Consider the following 15,709-nt stretch of genomic DNA (forward strand, 5'->3'; position numbering starts at 1 on the left):
TTAATTCCTTCTATTTTTATTATATGAAATATTTTGATTTTTTAGTATGTTTATAGTATGATAGTTATAGATATACATCTTATGGAATTTCACCTAAAAACTTACTAGGGTACATAAGAGAGGGGCAAGTACAAAATGCATAATGTTGTTATTACAGCTGCAGTTCGTTCGCCAATTGGAACTTTTGGAGGAGCGCTAAAAAATGTAACGCCAGTAGAATTAGCTGTTCCTGTACTTCAGGAAGCTGTAAAACGAGGCGGGGTAGAACCACATGAAGTTGATGAAGTAATTTTAGGTCATTGTATTCAAAGAACTGATGAAGCAAATACGGCGAGAACAGCTGCATTAGCGGCAGGATTTCCTGACACAGTTACGGGATATACAATCCAACGTCAATGTTCTTCAGGTATGCAAGCAATTATGTCAGCTGCAATGCAAATCCAATTAGGTGTAAGTGATGTTGTTGTTGCAGGTGGAGTAGAAGCGATGAGTTCGAGCCCTTATGCATTGAAACAGCACCGCTGGGGACAACGTCTACAGCACGGAGAAATTCGTGATACGGTGTGGGAAGTGTTAGAAGATCCGATTCACCATATTATGATGGGTGAAACAGCGGAAAATTTAGTTGAACAATATGAAATTACAAGAGAGGAACAAGATGAAGTTGCTCTTCGCAGTCATACATTGGCACTGAAGGCAATCGAGTCTGGACACTTTGACGATCAAATTGTTCCTATTACAATAAAAGAACGTAGAAAAGAAGTAGTATTTTCGAAGGATGAGCATCCACGTGCAGATATTACAGCGGAAAAATTAGCAGGGTTAAAACCAGCATTCCGTAAAGATGGGTCTGTAACTGCAGGTAATGCATCTGGCCTGAATGACGGAAGTGCAGTTCTAGTATTAATGAGCGAAGAAAAAGCAAAAGAAAAAGGCTTACAACCGTTAGCTAGAATTGTTGGATATTCAGTAGCTGGAGTAGACCCGAAAATTATGGGTATTGGACCAGCACCAGCAATCCGAAAAGGATTAGAGAAAGTAGATTGGTCATTAGAAGATGCAGATTTACTGGAAATTAATGAAGCTTTCGCGGCTCAATATTTAGCTGTAGAGAAAGAGTTAGGCTTAGACCGTGAAAAAGTGAACGTAAACGGTAGTGGCGTAGGACTTGGGCATCCAATTGGTTGTACAGGGGCTCGTATTACAGTAAGTTTAATTCACGAATTAAAAAGACGTGGTTTAGAAAAAGGAATTGCCTCTTTATGCGTTGGTGGCGGTATCGGGGTTGCCTTATTTATAGAAGCACTATAAAAAAGAAGCAGCTATTGCTGCTTCTTTTTTTATGACTCAAATAGATGATGGAATAATCGATCGCGATTTTCAAAGAAAAGTTTCGTCGTTTGATAATGCTCGGTTTCTTCTAATGTGGATTCGTGAATCCCCTCTTGTGTTAAAGAGTATATAGTAGATTCAGGGTAAGCCATTAAAATAGGAGAATGCGTCGCAATAACAAATTGTGAACCTTGTTCAGCTAGTTCGTGCATTCGAATGAGCATGGAAAGTTGTCTCATCGGTGATAGAGCTGCCTCAGGCTCATCTAAAATGTATAAACCTTGTCCTGAAAAACGATTCATAAATAAGGAAAAGAATGATTCACCGTGTGATTGTTCGTGTAGTGAAACGCCGCCGTAAGATTTTATAGCATCTATTTCATCAATATAAGAAGCAACGTTATAAAATGATTCAGCGCGAAGAAAGAAACCGTCGTTTGGTGTATTGAAACTTTTTGAAATTCGAAGGTATTCATGTAAAGATGAATGTGAATCGTTTGTGCTAAAGCGGAAATTCTTCGTTCCACCTTCTGCATTAAAACCTAACGCAATTGCAATTCCTTCAAGTAATGTTGATTTACCCGTTCCGTTTTCTCCAATAATGAATGTTACATTTGGATGGAAAGCTAGTGATTGTAATGTTCGGATAGCGGGTAAGCAGTAAGGATATGCGGAAAAACTAGGGATATTTTCTTTTTTTAATGTGACATTTTGTAAAAAGGGTACGTCAATCAATATATAAACCTCAATTCATAACGGATTTTGAATCTAAAAAGGCAGCAAATACAAGTGTTAATAACACCTGAATCCCTTCTTGTTTTCTGAATATTTATGTGGATTATATCATTTAAACTATCATATTCCAATGTGAAAATAAATATTGCATGAAGTTCCATTCTCTCGTTATGATATATGGTATTCTACTGAAAATGTGAGAAGGAGTTAAAGTATGCCGTTTACATTTGCACATCCAGCAGCAGTTCTCCCTTTTACGAAAAAGTATTCTAAACATATTTCAGTAACGGCTCTTATATTAGGTAGTATGTCGCCTGACTTTGAATATTTCTTACACTTTAGACCGTATGGTGTAATTGGGCATACGTGGCTGGGGTTCTTATATTTAAATTTACCACTTGTCTTCTTATTAGCATACATATATCATTACATTTTAAAAAAGTCTTTTATAACACATTTACCTAAGCCATTTGCTGGCTACTATACATATGCAGTAGACAAGGGGTGGGGTCTTCATACATGGAAGGATCTTTTTGTATTTTGTTATTCAGCATTATTCGGTATGTTAACGCATGTTGTTTGGGATGCATTCACTCATAAGACAGGCTATTTTGTTATGAAAATACCATTATTGCAAAGAGAATGGTACGGTATCTCTGTTTATAAATATATGCAACATGGAAGTACATGTATTGGTTTTCTATTATTAGCATACGTTTTATGGAAGCATAGAAATGAAATGGGTAAAGACTTTATTTTAGCTTCGGAAAAAAGAAAGTATTGGATTTCAGTAATTGTTGTGGCAACTATTATATTTATCGTGTATGTGTTCCTAGATCCCTATTTTCATATTTTCCAAATTGGAGGTATAATAGTATCTGGACTGACAAGTTCATTTTGTGGACTTTTCATTGTTTCTATAGTTTACAAAGCAAGGGATTAATTTTATATTCATGAATGATAGCGTTAGGAGAAATGAAATGATGAAAGCATGGAAAAGTATTTTTGTTTTATGTAGTTTTCTTCTTATGTTAAGTGGTTGCTTCCATCAAGAAGAAAAGAAAGCTGAACCGAAGAAGAAAGAATCTATTCCTGAAACAAAAGAATATGGTGGGCGTGAGCTGAAAAAAGTAGGACAAAAAGTGAAAGAAACAGGCTGGGGTACTTTCATGTTAGAGCAGATGCATTCTGTGAATCAAACATTTGAAGTAGCGCCAATGAAAATTCACGTACAAGATGTGAAAGTAATCTCTTTATCACAGATGAGTGAAAAGGCAAAAAATACATTGAAAGTATACACGGCACTAACTCCTGAAGAAGTAAAACGTAGATTAGGGGATAAAGTAAGCCAAGAAGATGCAGAATTATATGCATCGCTAAGTGGAACAGAGATTAGTAATACAATTCGTTACGTTGAGATTACATATAAAGTGGAGAATAGCGGAAATAAAAATATGCAATTTTTCTCTATGAATGATGTTATAATTAATGGTAAGCAACATTTTAAAGTAGCGACTCAAAACTTTTTATATGACGAAGATACGTTAGTTGGTACAAAAAATGTATCAAGAGAAGACTATAAGCCTGGTGAAACAAGAGATGGGATTATTGGTTTAATACTTGACGATGGAAAAGACAAGGTAAAGGATATTCAGTTTATAACTGATGATTTACTTGCAGGAGATTCAGAAACACAAGATGTTGTAAAAGAGCCACAAACGTTTAATATCTCACTTTCGGAGTAATGTGTTTTTAAAATAATGTAAGACAAAACAGTCAGCACTCAAAAGATTATGCTGACTGTTTTTTTATTTCTTTTATGTATGAATCTACATTTTGAAAAGGTACCTTAATTTTAAACGCATCTTTTTGTTTATTAAATTGCTTTTCATTATAGGGACCGAAACGTTTATTGTGCTTTACGTCAATAATCCAATAATGTTCACTTTTTTTATTTGCAATTGCTGCGTCAGGGTTATTTGGATCTGATTTTTCCTCAGTTTGTTTTGCAATAATGTATTTATCATCCCAAGCAATGTCTGTAATTTTTGCAGGGATGTATTGTGTGGCATATACAGCATCTTGCGAGGGGAAAAGTTCAAATGCATTTCCAGAAGTACGTATGAGCTCGTATTCATCGTTAACCGTATAAGTTAAGTGACTTGTGTTTCCTGTACAACCAGTTAATAGGAAGGCGACGAATAGGATTATCCATTTTTTCAATATGGGAACCTCCTTTATAATGCTATTGTAACAAATTGTACAAGAAAAGTAAGAGAAACGCTAGTTTACAATGTTTTTTAGAAGTGGTACGATGAGACGGGTAAAGAAGGATATGAAGGAGTCGACATAAAATGAAGTTAAAGATGCATCGTCCAGCGCTTGTAATGAATCGCATAGGTGCTTCCCTAATTGACATGTTTTTAATCTCGGTTATGTATGGTGCAGTAGTAGCTATTATGACCGGAAACTATAGTGCTATGTTTAAGCGCTTTAATATAAGTTTAGGTGATTTTAGATATGATTTCGCAGTAGTTTTCATATTAATGGCGATATATTTTATTGTGTTACCCTTTATTTGGAACGGTGTTACACTTGGCAAAAAGGTAACGAGAATAAAATTAATTTCATTGAAGAGTGAAAAGCTAACGTTGCAAACATTAATTATAAGATTTTTTGTATTGTTATTGCCGAACGTATTGCTATTAGGAATTCCATTAATATGTAACGTATATATGATGTTGTTCCGCAAAGACAATTGCGGTTTTCAGGACTTAATTACAAAGACGAAAGTAATAAGTCTTGTATAATGAAAAAAGACCTTTTTATACATAAAATAAGAAGGTCTTTTTTTGTTATACTACAATTTATGTAATAATATCATTTCGGGTTTTAATAGATTGAAAATTAAGAAAATGTTATAATGATTAAAATAATATCTTTATATAATAAGGGGGAAATTGAAATGACTGGAGGTAGTGTAATCTTTTGGGGGATTTTAATTTTCATCGGTTTAGTTTTCGATCAGCGTAATAGTAGGAAAAAAGAAGGAGTAAAAAAGTAATCGCTTACAAACGAATGAGCAATTTTTCTTGCTTGCAGATTAATCTTATAAAGGAGTATACTGAATGACGGTAAGACTTATAGAAGGGGTAATGAAAATGAAGCTTGCAGGAAAAGTTGCTATCGTAACTGGCGGTGGCATCGGTATTGGACGTAATACAGCTCTTTTGTTGGCTAAACAAGGCGCAAAAGTTATTGTGACGGACATTGATCAAGAGAGTGGACAAGCAACAGTGGAGGAAATTATGAATCTAGGCGGAGAGGCACTTTTTGTATCCTATGATATGGGAAAGCAAGGAGATTGGCAACGCGTTATTAGCATTACTTTGAATGCATTCAGTCGCATTGATATGCTTTTTCAAAATGGTGGTTTATATAAAATAGATTCTATTTTTTCTCGCCAACAAGAGAACGATTCCAATGTACTTTGTATTAATGACGTTTGGATAGAGATAAAACAATTAACGTCATCTTTTATGAAACAGCAAGAAGAAGTGGTGCTTAGTGATTTACCGATTTTCGGTATTATTAGCACGAAAGGACAATCATTTCATACAGTAGAAGCCCTAGTATAATAATGAAAACCGCCCTCAATATATGTGGACGGTTTTTTTGTATGTTATATAGAAGGAAATTTCTTTAGCGAATACGTTGTTCTGTTTGGCTGTCAAAGAAATGCGCTTTATTTAAATCAAATGCCAATTTAATTTGATCTCCAGGTGAGAATATATGTCGTGCATCAACACGTGCTGCAAAATCTTGATTTCCAAGTTTCATATATAAAATAGATTCAGCACCTAACAATTCAGCAACTTCAATTTTTGTTGTGAAAGTAGTAGATTGTGAAGCTTCTAAAAATAGTAGTTCATCATGAATGTCCTCCGGGCGAATACCTAAAACAATTTCCTTATTTACATAGCCTTGTTCACGTAGCATCTTCATTTTTCCTTCAGATACTTTGATTTTTATGGTATTGTCTATAACGAAATCGGTTTCAGTCAATTTACCACGAAAGAAGTTCATCGCTGGTGACCCGATAAATCCACCCACGAAAATGTTTTCTGGTGTTTCATATACTTCTTTTGGAGTTCCAATTTGTTGAATCTTTCCATCCTTCATAACGACAAGACGCGAAGCCATAGTCATTGCTTCTGTTTGGTCATGTGTTACATAAATTGTTGTTGTTCCAAGGCGATGATGTAGCTTAGAAATTTCTGAGCGCATTGCAACACGGAGTTTAGCATCTAAGTTTGATAATGGTTCATCCATTAAGAAAACTTTTGCATCTCGAACGATTGCTCTACCTAACGCAACACGTTGGCGTTGTCCACCTGATAATGCTTTCGGTTTTCTATCTAAATATTGTTCAAGCCCTAAAATTTTTGCTGCATCTTTCACACGACGATCGATTTCATCTTTTGGTATTTTTCGAAGTTTTAATCCAAATGCCATATTATCATATACACTCATATGTGGATAAAGAGCGTAGTTTTGGAAGACCATTGCGATATCTCGATCTTTTGGAGGAACATCATTCATTAGTTTACCATCAATTGAAAACTCGCCTTTTGAAATATCTTCGAGTCCAGCTACCATTCGTAATGTTGTAGATTTTCCGCATCCAGAAGGACCGACAAATACGATAAATTCTTTATCTTGAATGTGTAAATTAAAATCGGTTACAGCTGTTACGTTATTATCATATATCTTATAAATATTTTCTAATTTAAGTTCTGCCATGGTATTTCCCCCTAGAAATAATTATGCAAACGTTTTCTTTGAGTTCATTATAAACGAATAGATTCAAAAAATAAATAAAAAAATAAAACGTTTTCATTTATTGAAGAGTTATTAGTAATTTTCGTATGTTTTCTTAGAAAAAGAACAATAAAAATTGTAAGCGCTATTTTAAATTGAGATAGAATCTGTTATCATTCATTAATGAAAACGTTTGCGCCTTAAAAAAGAGAAAAATGAATTATGAATGAAATGGGGTAGCATAATGGAAAAACAATGGTGGAAAGAAAGCGTAGTATATCAAATTTATCCTCGTAGCTTTATGGATAGTAACGGTGATGGTATAGGAGATCTTCAAGGGATTATTTCAAAGCTAGATTATTTAAAAGAGTTAGGGATTGATGTGATTTGGTTATCACCAGTCTATGAATCTCCAAATGATGATAATGGTTATGATATAAGCGATTATTGTAAGATTATGAACGAGTTCGGAACAATGGAAGATTGGGATGAGCTATTACATGAAATGCATGAACGTAATATGAAATTGATGATGGATTTAGTTGTTAATCATACATCTGATGAACATAAGTGGTTTATTGAATCACGTAAATCAAAAGATAATAAATATAGAGATTACTATATATGGCGTCCTGGAAAAGAAGGGAAAGAACCGAACAACTGGGGAGCTGCTTTTAGTGGGTCTGCATGGAAGTACGATGAAATGACGGATGAATATTATTTACATCTGTTTTCTAAAAAACAGCCGGATTTAAACTGGGATAATGAAAAGGTAAGACAAGATGTTTATGAGATGATGAAGTTTTGGTTAGAAAAAGGAATTGATGGATTCCGCATGGATGTGATCAATTTTATTTCTAAAGAAGAAGGATTACCAACTGTTGAAACAGATGAAGATGGCTATGTTTCAGGTCATAAACATTTTATGAACGGTCCAAACATTCATAAATATTTGCATGAAATGAATGAGGAAGTATTATCGCATTATGATATTATGACGGTTGGTGAGATGCCAGGTGTAACGACAGAAGAAGCCAAATTGTATACTGGAGAAGAACGAAAAGAGTTGCAAATGGTATTCCAATTTGAACATATGGATTTAGATTCAGGAGAAGGTGGAAAGTGGGATGTAAAACCATGCTCACTTCTTACTTTAAAAGAGAATTTGACAAAGTGGCAAAAAGCATTAGAGCATACCGGATGGAATAGCCTTTATTGGAATAACCATGATCAGCCTCGCGTTGTATCTCGTTTTGGTAACGATGGAATGTATCGCATTGAATCAGCAAAAATGTTAGCGACAGTTCTTCATATGATGAAGGGAACGCCATATATTTATCAAGGTGAAGAAATCGGAATGACGAACGTTCGATTCCAATCAATTGATGAATATCGAGATATTGAAACGTTAAATATGTATAAAGAAAAAGTGATAGACCATGGTGAAGATATAGAAAAAGTAATGGAGTCTATTTATATAAAGGGTCGTGATAATGCTAGAACTCCGATGCAGTGGGATGATCAGAATCACGCTGGATTTACAACAGGTGAACCTTGGATTACTGTAAATCCTAACTATAAAGAGATTAATGTGAAACAAGCAATCCAAGATGAAGGTTCAATTTTTTATTACTATAAGAAATTAATTGAGCTACGCAAAAATAATGAAATAGTTGTATATGGATCATATGATTTAATATTAGAGAATAATCCTTCTGTTTTTGCTTATGTAAGAACATATGGAGACCAAAAACTACTTGTTATTGCAAACTTTACTGCGGATGAAAGTGTATTTGAAATGCCTGAGGATATTAGTTATAGTGAATCAGAATTATTTATACACAATTACGATGTAGAAATCGGATCGATAGATAACATTACATTACGTCCGTATGAAGCGATAGTATTCAAATTGAAATAAGAAAAATCCTTATGCCACCTTGGCATAAGGATTTTTTGGATTACCATTTTAATATGGAGAATCCATATGGAGGAAGTGTAACTTGTAATACACTTGCTTCCGCTGAAAATTCTTCATTTGTATAAATGTTAATTATTTTCTTACCAGTAACATGAAGAGGGAGTGAAACTGTAACTTCACTATTAGTAGGGTTTAAAACGAAAAAGATAGTTTCATCCTCATATGTTTTCGTATAAGAAATATAATTATGTTCATCATTTGCTTCGATGAATTGAAAAGTACCATGTCCTCCAAAAGCTTCATGTTGTTTTCGTAATGAAATCAATGTTTGTATATGTGTAAATAATGCATGATCTTGTTCTTTAGTATCCCAAATCATACATTTACGGCAATCGGGGTCCATACCACCATCCATGCCGATTTCATCTCCGTAATAAATGCATGGAGAACCGATGAAAGAAAGATGGAATACATAGAGCAATTTCAACTTATTTTTATCTCCGTTGCATGTTGTTAAAATTCTTGGAGTATCATGGCTATCTAATAAATGAAAGGCTGCTTCATTTACATTCATAGAGTAGGAATGTAGAGATTCTGTAATTTGCTTCATGAACTCACTTGCTTTAATGGAATCGTTAGCAAAGTAAGAAAGTAGAGCGTTTGTAACAGGGTAGCTCATGACAGCATCAAATTGATCGCCTTGTAGCCATGGAAGGGCATCGTGCCAAATTTCTCCCAAAATATATACTTCAGGATTTAATGTCTTTATTTCAGTTCGGAATTCTCTCCAAAAATTGTGATCGACTTCATTTGCGACATCAAGGCGCCAGCCATCTATATTAAATTCTCGTACCCAATAACGTCCTACTTCAAGTAAGTATTCTTTTACATCTGGATGAGCTGTATTTAATTTAGGCATATACGGTGTAAAGGCGAAAGTATCATAATTTGGAAGTGGCTCGGTTATAATTGGGAATTCATGAATGTGGAACCACTCTTTATATGCGGACTTCTCACCGTTCTCTAGTACGTCTTGAAATTTCTCGAAAAAGTATCCACTATGATTAAACACAGCATCGAGCATTACTTTTATACCGTGCTTATGACATTCTTCAACGAGCTCTTTGAAAGTTTCTTTCGTCCCAAATTGTGGATCAATTTCCATATAGTCAATTGTGTCATATTTATGGTTTGAATGAGCTTTGAAAATAGGTGTGAAATATATTCCGGAAATGCCAAGCTTAACAAGGTAATCAAGGTTTTGAATAACACCAGAAAAATCTCCGCCGAAAAAATTAGTTGGAGTTGGATTCGCACTTCCCCAAGGAAGGGTGTTTTCTGGATTCAGCGTACTATCGCCATTAGCGAATCGCTCAGGGAAAATCTGATACCAAATGGTGTCTTTAATCCAAGATGGTGCTTTGAATACATCATCTGCATGAATAAATGGAAAACAGAAAAAGTTACCAACATCATCATTTGGAATGTTAGAAAAGAATCCTCGCTCTGTATAAATAAGAGTGTCTGTTTCAGATTTTAATTCAAACCCATAACGTAAGCGCTTAAATTTGGGTTCGATTGAAATGGACCAATAATCAAATAATGCAGTAGAACCCGTTTTTTTCATGGGTGTACTTGATGATATCCATTTCCCGTCTTTCCATTCGTAAGGATCACCGTAAATAAGATCGGCGCTTTGAATATCATCTCTCTTAGTACGTACTCGGATGTGAATTGTTTGTTCATCATAAGCGTATGCATAATTATCTTTCGGCCTATGATAAATGGCTTCTTTAAACATATAGAAAATCCCCCTTCAATATCTCTATACATAGTATTCCCTTAAGTGTAATAATAAAGCCTATATTGCAAACGATTGCCTTTCTCGTAGCTTTAATATTGCTTATAAGAGTAGTATTCATTTCATATAAAGTCAATGTATAAAGAGTATAATGACATAATTTTTAAATTAATATTTGCAAAATGAATAAAAGAATGTATAATGATAGACAAATAGCGCAAACGTTTTCATAGACTTGGGATATTGTTTGCGCTTCAATTAAACTATTAAATGCAAACGTTTTCAGTTACTGAGGTACATAGACAATTTAGGGAGGTTTTTGGGATGAAGAAAGCATTATCATTATTAACGGTTTCAGCATTATCTATTGGTATGTTATCTGCATGTGGACCGAAAGATTCAGGGAAAAAAGAGGAAAGTAAAGCGAAAAAAGACTATGACCTTCTTGTTTGGGAAGATGAGAAAAAAGGTGTGGGTCTAGAGCCAGCGGTGAAAAGTTTTGAAAAGAAATATAATGTGAAAGTAAAAGTTGAAGAGGTTCAGATGACGAAACAAATAGAAAAACTTCGTCTCGACGGTCCAGCTGGCACAGGGCCAGATGTTGTAACATTGCCACATGATCATATTGGTAATGCGGTAACAGAAGGGCTACTTTCAGAAGTGAAAGTAGATGATACAGTAAAAAGTAAATTTACAGATTTATCAATAGAAGCACAAACATATAACGGAAAAATATACGGTTTACCAAAAGCGATTGAAACACCAATCTTTATTTATAATAAAAAAATGATGCAAAAAGCACCCGAAACGATGGATGAACTGTTTAACTTCTCAAAAGACTTTACGAAAGATGGAAAATACGGATTTTTAGCATTAGGAGATAACTTCTACTTTGCTAATGCATTTATGGCAGGTATGGGTGGTTATGTATTTGGTGAAAAAGATGGAAAGCCAAATGCAAATGATATTGGATTAAATAATAGCGGTGCGGTACAAGGTGCTGAATATATTCAAAAATGGTACAAAGAAAAGTTATTCCCGAAAGGTATTATCGGTGAATCTGGTGGTTCAGCTGCAGATGGATTGTTTAATGAAGGAAAAGCAGCATCTATTATGAATGGTCCATGGGCATTCCAAGCGATGGAAAAGGCTGGAATAGATTATGGTGTTGCTCCAATGCCGAAATTACCAAATGGTCAACCGATGAAAACGTTCGTTGGTGTAAAAGGATGGCATGTAACAAGCTTCTCTAAACAAAATGATTTAGCTACAAAATTTACTGAGTGGGTTACAAATGAAGAAAATGCTAAAATTCGCTTTGAGAAAACGAAAGAAATTCCACCAGTAAAATCAGTAATGGAAGATCCAATCATTAAAGAAAATGAGGCTGCAAAAGCGGTTGCGACGCAATCGGAAAATGGAATTCCAATGCCGAATATTCCAGAAATGCAGGAAGTTTGGAAACCAGCTGGGGATGCGCTTCAATTAGTTGTATCAGATAAAGAAGCACCAAAATCCGCACTTGATAGTGCAGTGAAACAAATTAAAGGTAATATTGAGGCAAATCATAGTAAGAAAAAATAAGGTGAAATTCGTGCCTCTAATATGAGGGGCACGAATTCTCTCCCTTCCATGTGGGAAGAAAAAAGGGGGAAGGAACATGCAAACATCTATGGAACCTGCAAAGGGGTTAAACCATTCAAAGCATAGGAAAATGGCAACCGTGTTATCAATCATTCCGGGCATGGGCCAAATATATAATAAACAATTTGTAAAAGGTCTTATTTTTCTAGTATTAACAGGTTCATTTATTGTAGCCTTTGCTGATTTATTAAATATGGGATTATGGGGCATTGTAACGCTCGGTACAGAAGTTCCACGTGACCATTCTGTCTTTCTATTAGTAGAAGGGATCTTGGCACTTATCGTTATCGCGTTTGGGCTCGGCATATATGCATTTAACTTATATGATGCATATCAAAATGGAAAGAAACGTGATATAGGAACACCGTTAAATTCTGTAAAAGAGCAATACCGTAATTTGTTAGATCAAGGCTTTCCTTATTTAATGGTTTCACCAGGTTTTCTACTACTTATCTTTGTTGTCGTATTTCCAATCATCTTCGTAATTTTAATTGGATTTACAAACTATGATTTATATCATTCTCCTCCAGCTAAATTAGTAGATTGGGTGGGTTTTAAAAACTTTATTGATATTTTCACATTACCGATGTGGAGAGATACATTTTTAAGTGTATTTTCTTGGACTGTCATTTGGACATTCGTTGCAACAACATTACAAGTTGCACTTGGTATTTTTTTAGCGATTATCGTAAATCAGCCTGGTATTAAAGGTAAGGCAATTATTCGAACAATCTTTATTTTACCGTGGGCTGTTCCAGCATTCGTATCTATTCTTGTATTTGCTGGTATGTTTAATGAAACATTTGGAGCAATTAATAACCAAGTATTAGCTTTATTCGGGATTGAAAAGATTGCTTGGATGACAGACCCGTTTTGGTCAAAGATTGCTTTAATTATGATTCAAACATGGCTTGGTTTCCCGTTCGTCTTTGCAATGACAACAGGTATATTGCAATCGATTCCAGGAGAATTATATGAAGCGGCTACAGTAGATGGAGCAACTGCTTGGCAACAGTTCCGCAAAATTACATTGCCACTTGTGTTATATGCAACAGCGCCAATATTAATTACGCAATATACGTTTAACTTTAATAATTTTAGTATTATTTATCTATTTAATAACGGAGGACCTGCTGTGTCTGGACAAAATGCAGGTGGAACGGATATTTTAATTTCATGGATCTATAAGTTAACGATGACTTCGGCTCAGTACGGAAAAGCAGCAGCTCTTACAATGATTTTATCGTTAATTGTTATTACAGTTGCGTTATGGCAATTTAAGAGAACAAAATCATTCCAAGAAGAGGATATGATGTAAATGAATATTAAACGACAAAAGATGCTACGTCTTTCATTAAGTTATTTAGTTATCTTCATAATGTGTGCGATTATTTTCTATCCATTACTATGGATAATTGGCTCATCGTTTAATCCAGGGGATAGTTTATCTGGGTCAAGTATTATTCCGAAAAATGCCACATTAGATCATTATCGCAAGCTACTTGATCTCGATTCAAGTAATTACTTACTTTGGTATAAAAATACTTTGAAAGTTAGCGTAATGACGATGATTTTCTCTGTACTAGCCATTAGTTTTACTGCTTATGCATTTTCGAGATATCGTTTTGTTGGAAGAAAGAATGGTTTATTAACATTTTTAATTTTGCAAATGATCCCGAATTTTGCAGCGTTAATCGCACTATATATATTAGCTCAGTTAACAGGATTACTTGATACACATCTTGCATTAATTTTAATTTATGTGGGCGGAGCAATTCCGATGAATACATGGCTTATGAAAGGGTATTTTGATACGATTCCGAAAGAGTTGGATGAATCAGCTCGAATGGATGGAGCAGGGCATTTCCGTATTTTCTGGCAAATCATTATGCCACTTGCAAAGCCAATCGTAGCGGTTGTAGCGTTATTTACTTTCATTGGTCCATTTACAGATTTCATTTTAGCGAGTATTATTTTGCGAACACCAGAAAATTATACTTTGGCAGTTGGATTATATGAAATGGTTGCGAAGAAATTCGGTAATGAATTTACAACGTTTGCAGCGGGTTCTGTGTTAATTGCGATCCCGATTTCAATTTTATTCCTATCACTACAAAAATATTTTGTTTCCGGTTTAACAGCTGGAGGTACGAAAGGATGAAAAATGGGACATTACGTCCCATTTTTCTTTTCATCTCCCTATAAATAACTTTATAGGGAGATGAAAAGAGATTTGACATCACATGTGAAAAGATGTCAAATAAATAGTATATTATAGTATAGGAAAAAATAGCTATATCCCTTACAATACATGAAGAGGGAGAATAGGATTAGTTTTGCAAGATATAAGAAATAAAAGTTTATGACTTGCAATGAGTGCGAGATAAAATATATGAAAAATGGCAGAGAAATGAGAGGAGGGGGATTTTTATGACAGTTACAATTAAAGATGTGGCGAAGCAAGCGAATGTTGCACCATCAACAGTTTCTCGTGTAATTGCTGATAATCCAAGTATAAGTGAAAAGACAAAGCGCCGTGTTAGGAAAGTAATGAGTGAATTAGGGTATCATCCTAATTTAAATGCGAGAAATCTTGCGAACCAAACGACGAAAACACTTGGTCTTGTTATGCCAAGTTCTGCAAGTAAAGCTTTTCAAAATCCATTTTTCCCAGAAGTTATAAGAGGGATTAGTTCATTTGCACACGTAGAAGGTTATGCGCTTTACATGTCGACAGGTGAAACGGAAGAAGAAATTTTTAATGGTGTTGTAAAGATGGTACAGGGACGCCAAATTGGTGGCATTATTCTTTTATATTCAAGAGAGAATGATCGGATTATTCAATATTTACATGAACAAAATTTCCCGTTTGTTTTAATAGGAAAACCATATGATCGAAAAGATGAAATTACATATGTAGATAATGACAATTATACAGCTGCAAGAGAAGTGGCAGAATATTTAATTTCATTAGGGCATAAGCAAATCGCGTTCATTGGTGGTGGTTCAGATTTACTTGTAACGAGAGATCGTTTAGCTGGTATGAGTGATGCCTTGAAATTAGCAGACATTGTATTACCAAAAGAATATATTTTACATTTTGATTTTTCGAGGGAAAGTGGTCAACAAGCGGTTGAGGAATTAATGGGACTGCAGCAACCGCCGACGGCAATTATGGCAACGGATGACTTAATTGGACTTGGTGTGTTAAGTGCTCTTTCTAAAAAAGGATTCGTTGTACCGAAGGATGTTTCTATTGTAAGCTTTAATAATGCTTTATTATCAGAAATTGCGAGCCCTCCACTTTCGACAGTTGATGTGAATATTTATCAGCTGGGATATGAGGGAGCAAAAGCTTTAGTTGATAAAGTAGAGAATGCAGAATCCACTGCAAAGTGTATCATTATTCCTCATAAATTACTAAAACGTCAAACTTGTGATCATTATGCATAAAAA

At 34.8% G+C, this 15,709-nt stretch carries 15 protein-coding genes; 11 read left to right on the plus strand and 4 right to left on the minus strand.

From position 1 onward, the window contains the following. Positions 1-135 precede the first annotated feature (135 nt). The gene (locus MR160_RS02465; RefSeq protein ID WP_000552075.1) at positions 136-1,311 is read left to right on the plus strand and encodes an acetyl-CoA C-acetyltransferase; all 1,176 of its coding nucleotides are present in this window, start codon (positions 136-138) and stop codon (positions 1,309-1,311) included. 29 nt (positions 1,312-1,340) lie between these two features. Here MR160_RS02465 and MR160_RS02470 read toward each other — a convergent pair whose 3' ends face one another. After that, entirely contained in the window at positions 1,341-2,066 is a 726-nt protein-coding gene (locus MR160_RS02470; RefSeq protein WP_000568001.1) for an AAA family ATPase, read from the minus strand. A 214-nt stretch (positions 2,067-2,280) separates the two neighbouring features. Between MR160_RS02470 and MR160_RS02475 the strand changes: the two genes are divergently transcribed. Both MR160_RS02475 and MR160_RS02480 read left to right on the plus strand, forming a co-directional pair. Further along, entirely contained in the window at positions 2,281-3,009 is a 729-nt protein-coding gene (locus tag MR160_RS02475) for a DUF4184 family protein (RefSeq protein ID WP_016077286.1), read from the plus strand. 37 nt (positions 3,010-3,046) lie between these two features. Continuing rightward, complete coding sequence (locus tag MR160_RS02480) at positions 3,047-3,811, plus strand: hypothetical protein (RefSeq protein ID WP_000973902.1); 765 nt, start codon at positions 3,047-3,049, stop codon at positions 3,809-3,811. Between the two features lie 46 nt (positions 3,812-3,857). Here MR160_RS02480 and MR160_RS02485 read toward each other — a convergent pair whose 3' ends face one another. Then, a complete protein-coding gene (locus MR160_RS02485) occupies positions 3,858-4,289 on the minus strand; it encodes a DUF3997 domain-containing protein (protein WP_000758794.1) in 432 nt (143 codons plus the stop codon). Between the two features lie 131 nt (positions 4,290-4,420). Between MR160_RS02485 and MR160_RS02490 the strand changes: the two genes are divergently transcribed. The 3 genes from MR160_RS02490 (at position 4,421) to MR160_RS02500 (ending at position 5,704) form a co-directional block, all read left to right on the plus strand. Further along, positions 4,421-4,876, plus strand: coding sequence for an RDD family protein (locus MR160_RS02490; protein ID WP_000769078.1), 456 nt, complete (start codon positions 4,421-4,423; stop codon positions 4,874-4,876). 155 nt (positions 4,877-5,031) lie between these two features. Further along, the gene (locus tag MR160_RS02495) at positions 5,032-5,130 is read left to right on the plus strand and encodes a hypothetical protein (protein ID WP_000145659.1); all 99 of its coding nucleotides are present in this window, start codon (positions 5,032-5,034) and stop codon (positions 5,128-5,130) included. Positions 5,131-5,194: 64 nt separating this feature from the next. Further along, positions 5,195-5,704: an SDR family NAD(P)-dependent oxidoreductase gene (locus tag MR160_RS02500; RefSeq protein WP_000218411.1), complete on the plus strand. Its 510-nt coding sequence runs from the start codon at positions 5,195-5,197 to the stop codon at positions 5,702-5,704. Positions 5,705-5,768: 64 nt separating this feature from the next. On the opposite strand, the gene MR160_RS02505 is transcribed toward MR160_RS02500, so the two are convergent. Beyond that, entirely contained in the window at positions 5,769-6,869 is a 1,101-nt protein-coding gene (locus tag MR160_RS02505) for an ABC transporter ATP-binding protein (RefSeq protein WP_000818934.1), read from the minus strand. A 262-nt stretch (positions 6,870-7,131) separates the two neighbouring features. Here MR160_RS02505 and malL point away from each other — a divergent pair, with 262 nt between their 5' ends. Beyond that, positions 7,132-8,808, plus strand: coding sequence for an oligo-1,6-glucosidase (gene malL, locus MR160_RS02510; protein ID WP_000415169.1), 1,677 nt, complete (start codon positions 7,132-7,134; stop codon positions 8,806-8,808). A 40-nt stretch (positions 8,809-8,848) separates the two neighbouring features. Here malL and MR160_RS02515 read toward each other — a convergent pair whose 3' ends face one another. Continuing rightward, complete coding sequence (locus MR160_RS02515) at positions 8,849-10,609, minus strand: alpha-glycosidase (protein ID WP_000471785.1); 1,761 nt, start codon at positions 10,607-10,609, stop codon at positions 8,849-8,851. A gap of 324 nt (positions 10,610-10,933) precedes the next feature. Here MR160_RS02515 and MR160_RS02520 point away from each other — a divergent pair, with 324 nt between their 5' ends. The 4 genes from MR160_RS02520 to malR all read left to right on the plus strand — a co-directional run bounded on the left by MR160_RS02520 (position 10,934) and on the right by malR (position 15,706). Next, complete coding sequence (locus tag MR160_RS02520) at positions 10,934-12,193, plus strand: extracellular solute-binding protein (protein WP_000709931.1); 1,260 nt, start codon at positions 10,934-10,936, stop codon at positions 12,191-12,193. Positions 12,194-12,269: 76 nt separating this feature from the next. Continuing rightward, positions 12,270-13,571, plus strand: coding sequence for a maltosaccharide ABC transporter permease MalC (gene malC, locus MR160_RS02525; protein ID WP_001194983.1), 1,302 nt, complete (start codon positions 12,270-12,272; stop codon positions 13,569-13,571). Further along, positions 13,572-14,414 (plus strand): maltosaccharide ABC transporter permease MalD, encoded by an 843-nt coding sequence (gene malD, locus MR160_RS02530; RefSeq protein ID WP_001022600.1) that lies wholly within the window; start codon positions 13,572-13,574, stop codon positions 14,412-14,414. A 269-nt stretch (positions 14,415-14,683) separates the two neighbouring features. Then, positions 14,684-15,706, plus strand: a complete 1,023-nt coding sequence (gene malR / locus MR160_RS02535; protein WP_000219054.1) for a maltose operon transcriptional repressor MalR — start codon at positions 14,684-14,686, stop codon at positions 15,704-15,706. The last annotated feature ends 3 nt before the right edge of the window (positions 15,707-15,709 follow it).

Origin of the sequence: Bacillus cereus group sp. BfR-BA-01382, assembly GCF_022663475.1 — a bacterium.
Classification (GTDB): Bacteria; Bacillota; Bacilli; order Bacillales; family Bacillaceae_G; genus Bacillus_A; species Bacillus_A thuringiensis_S.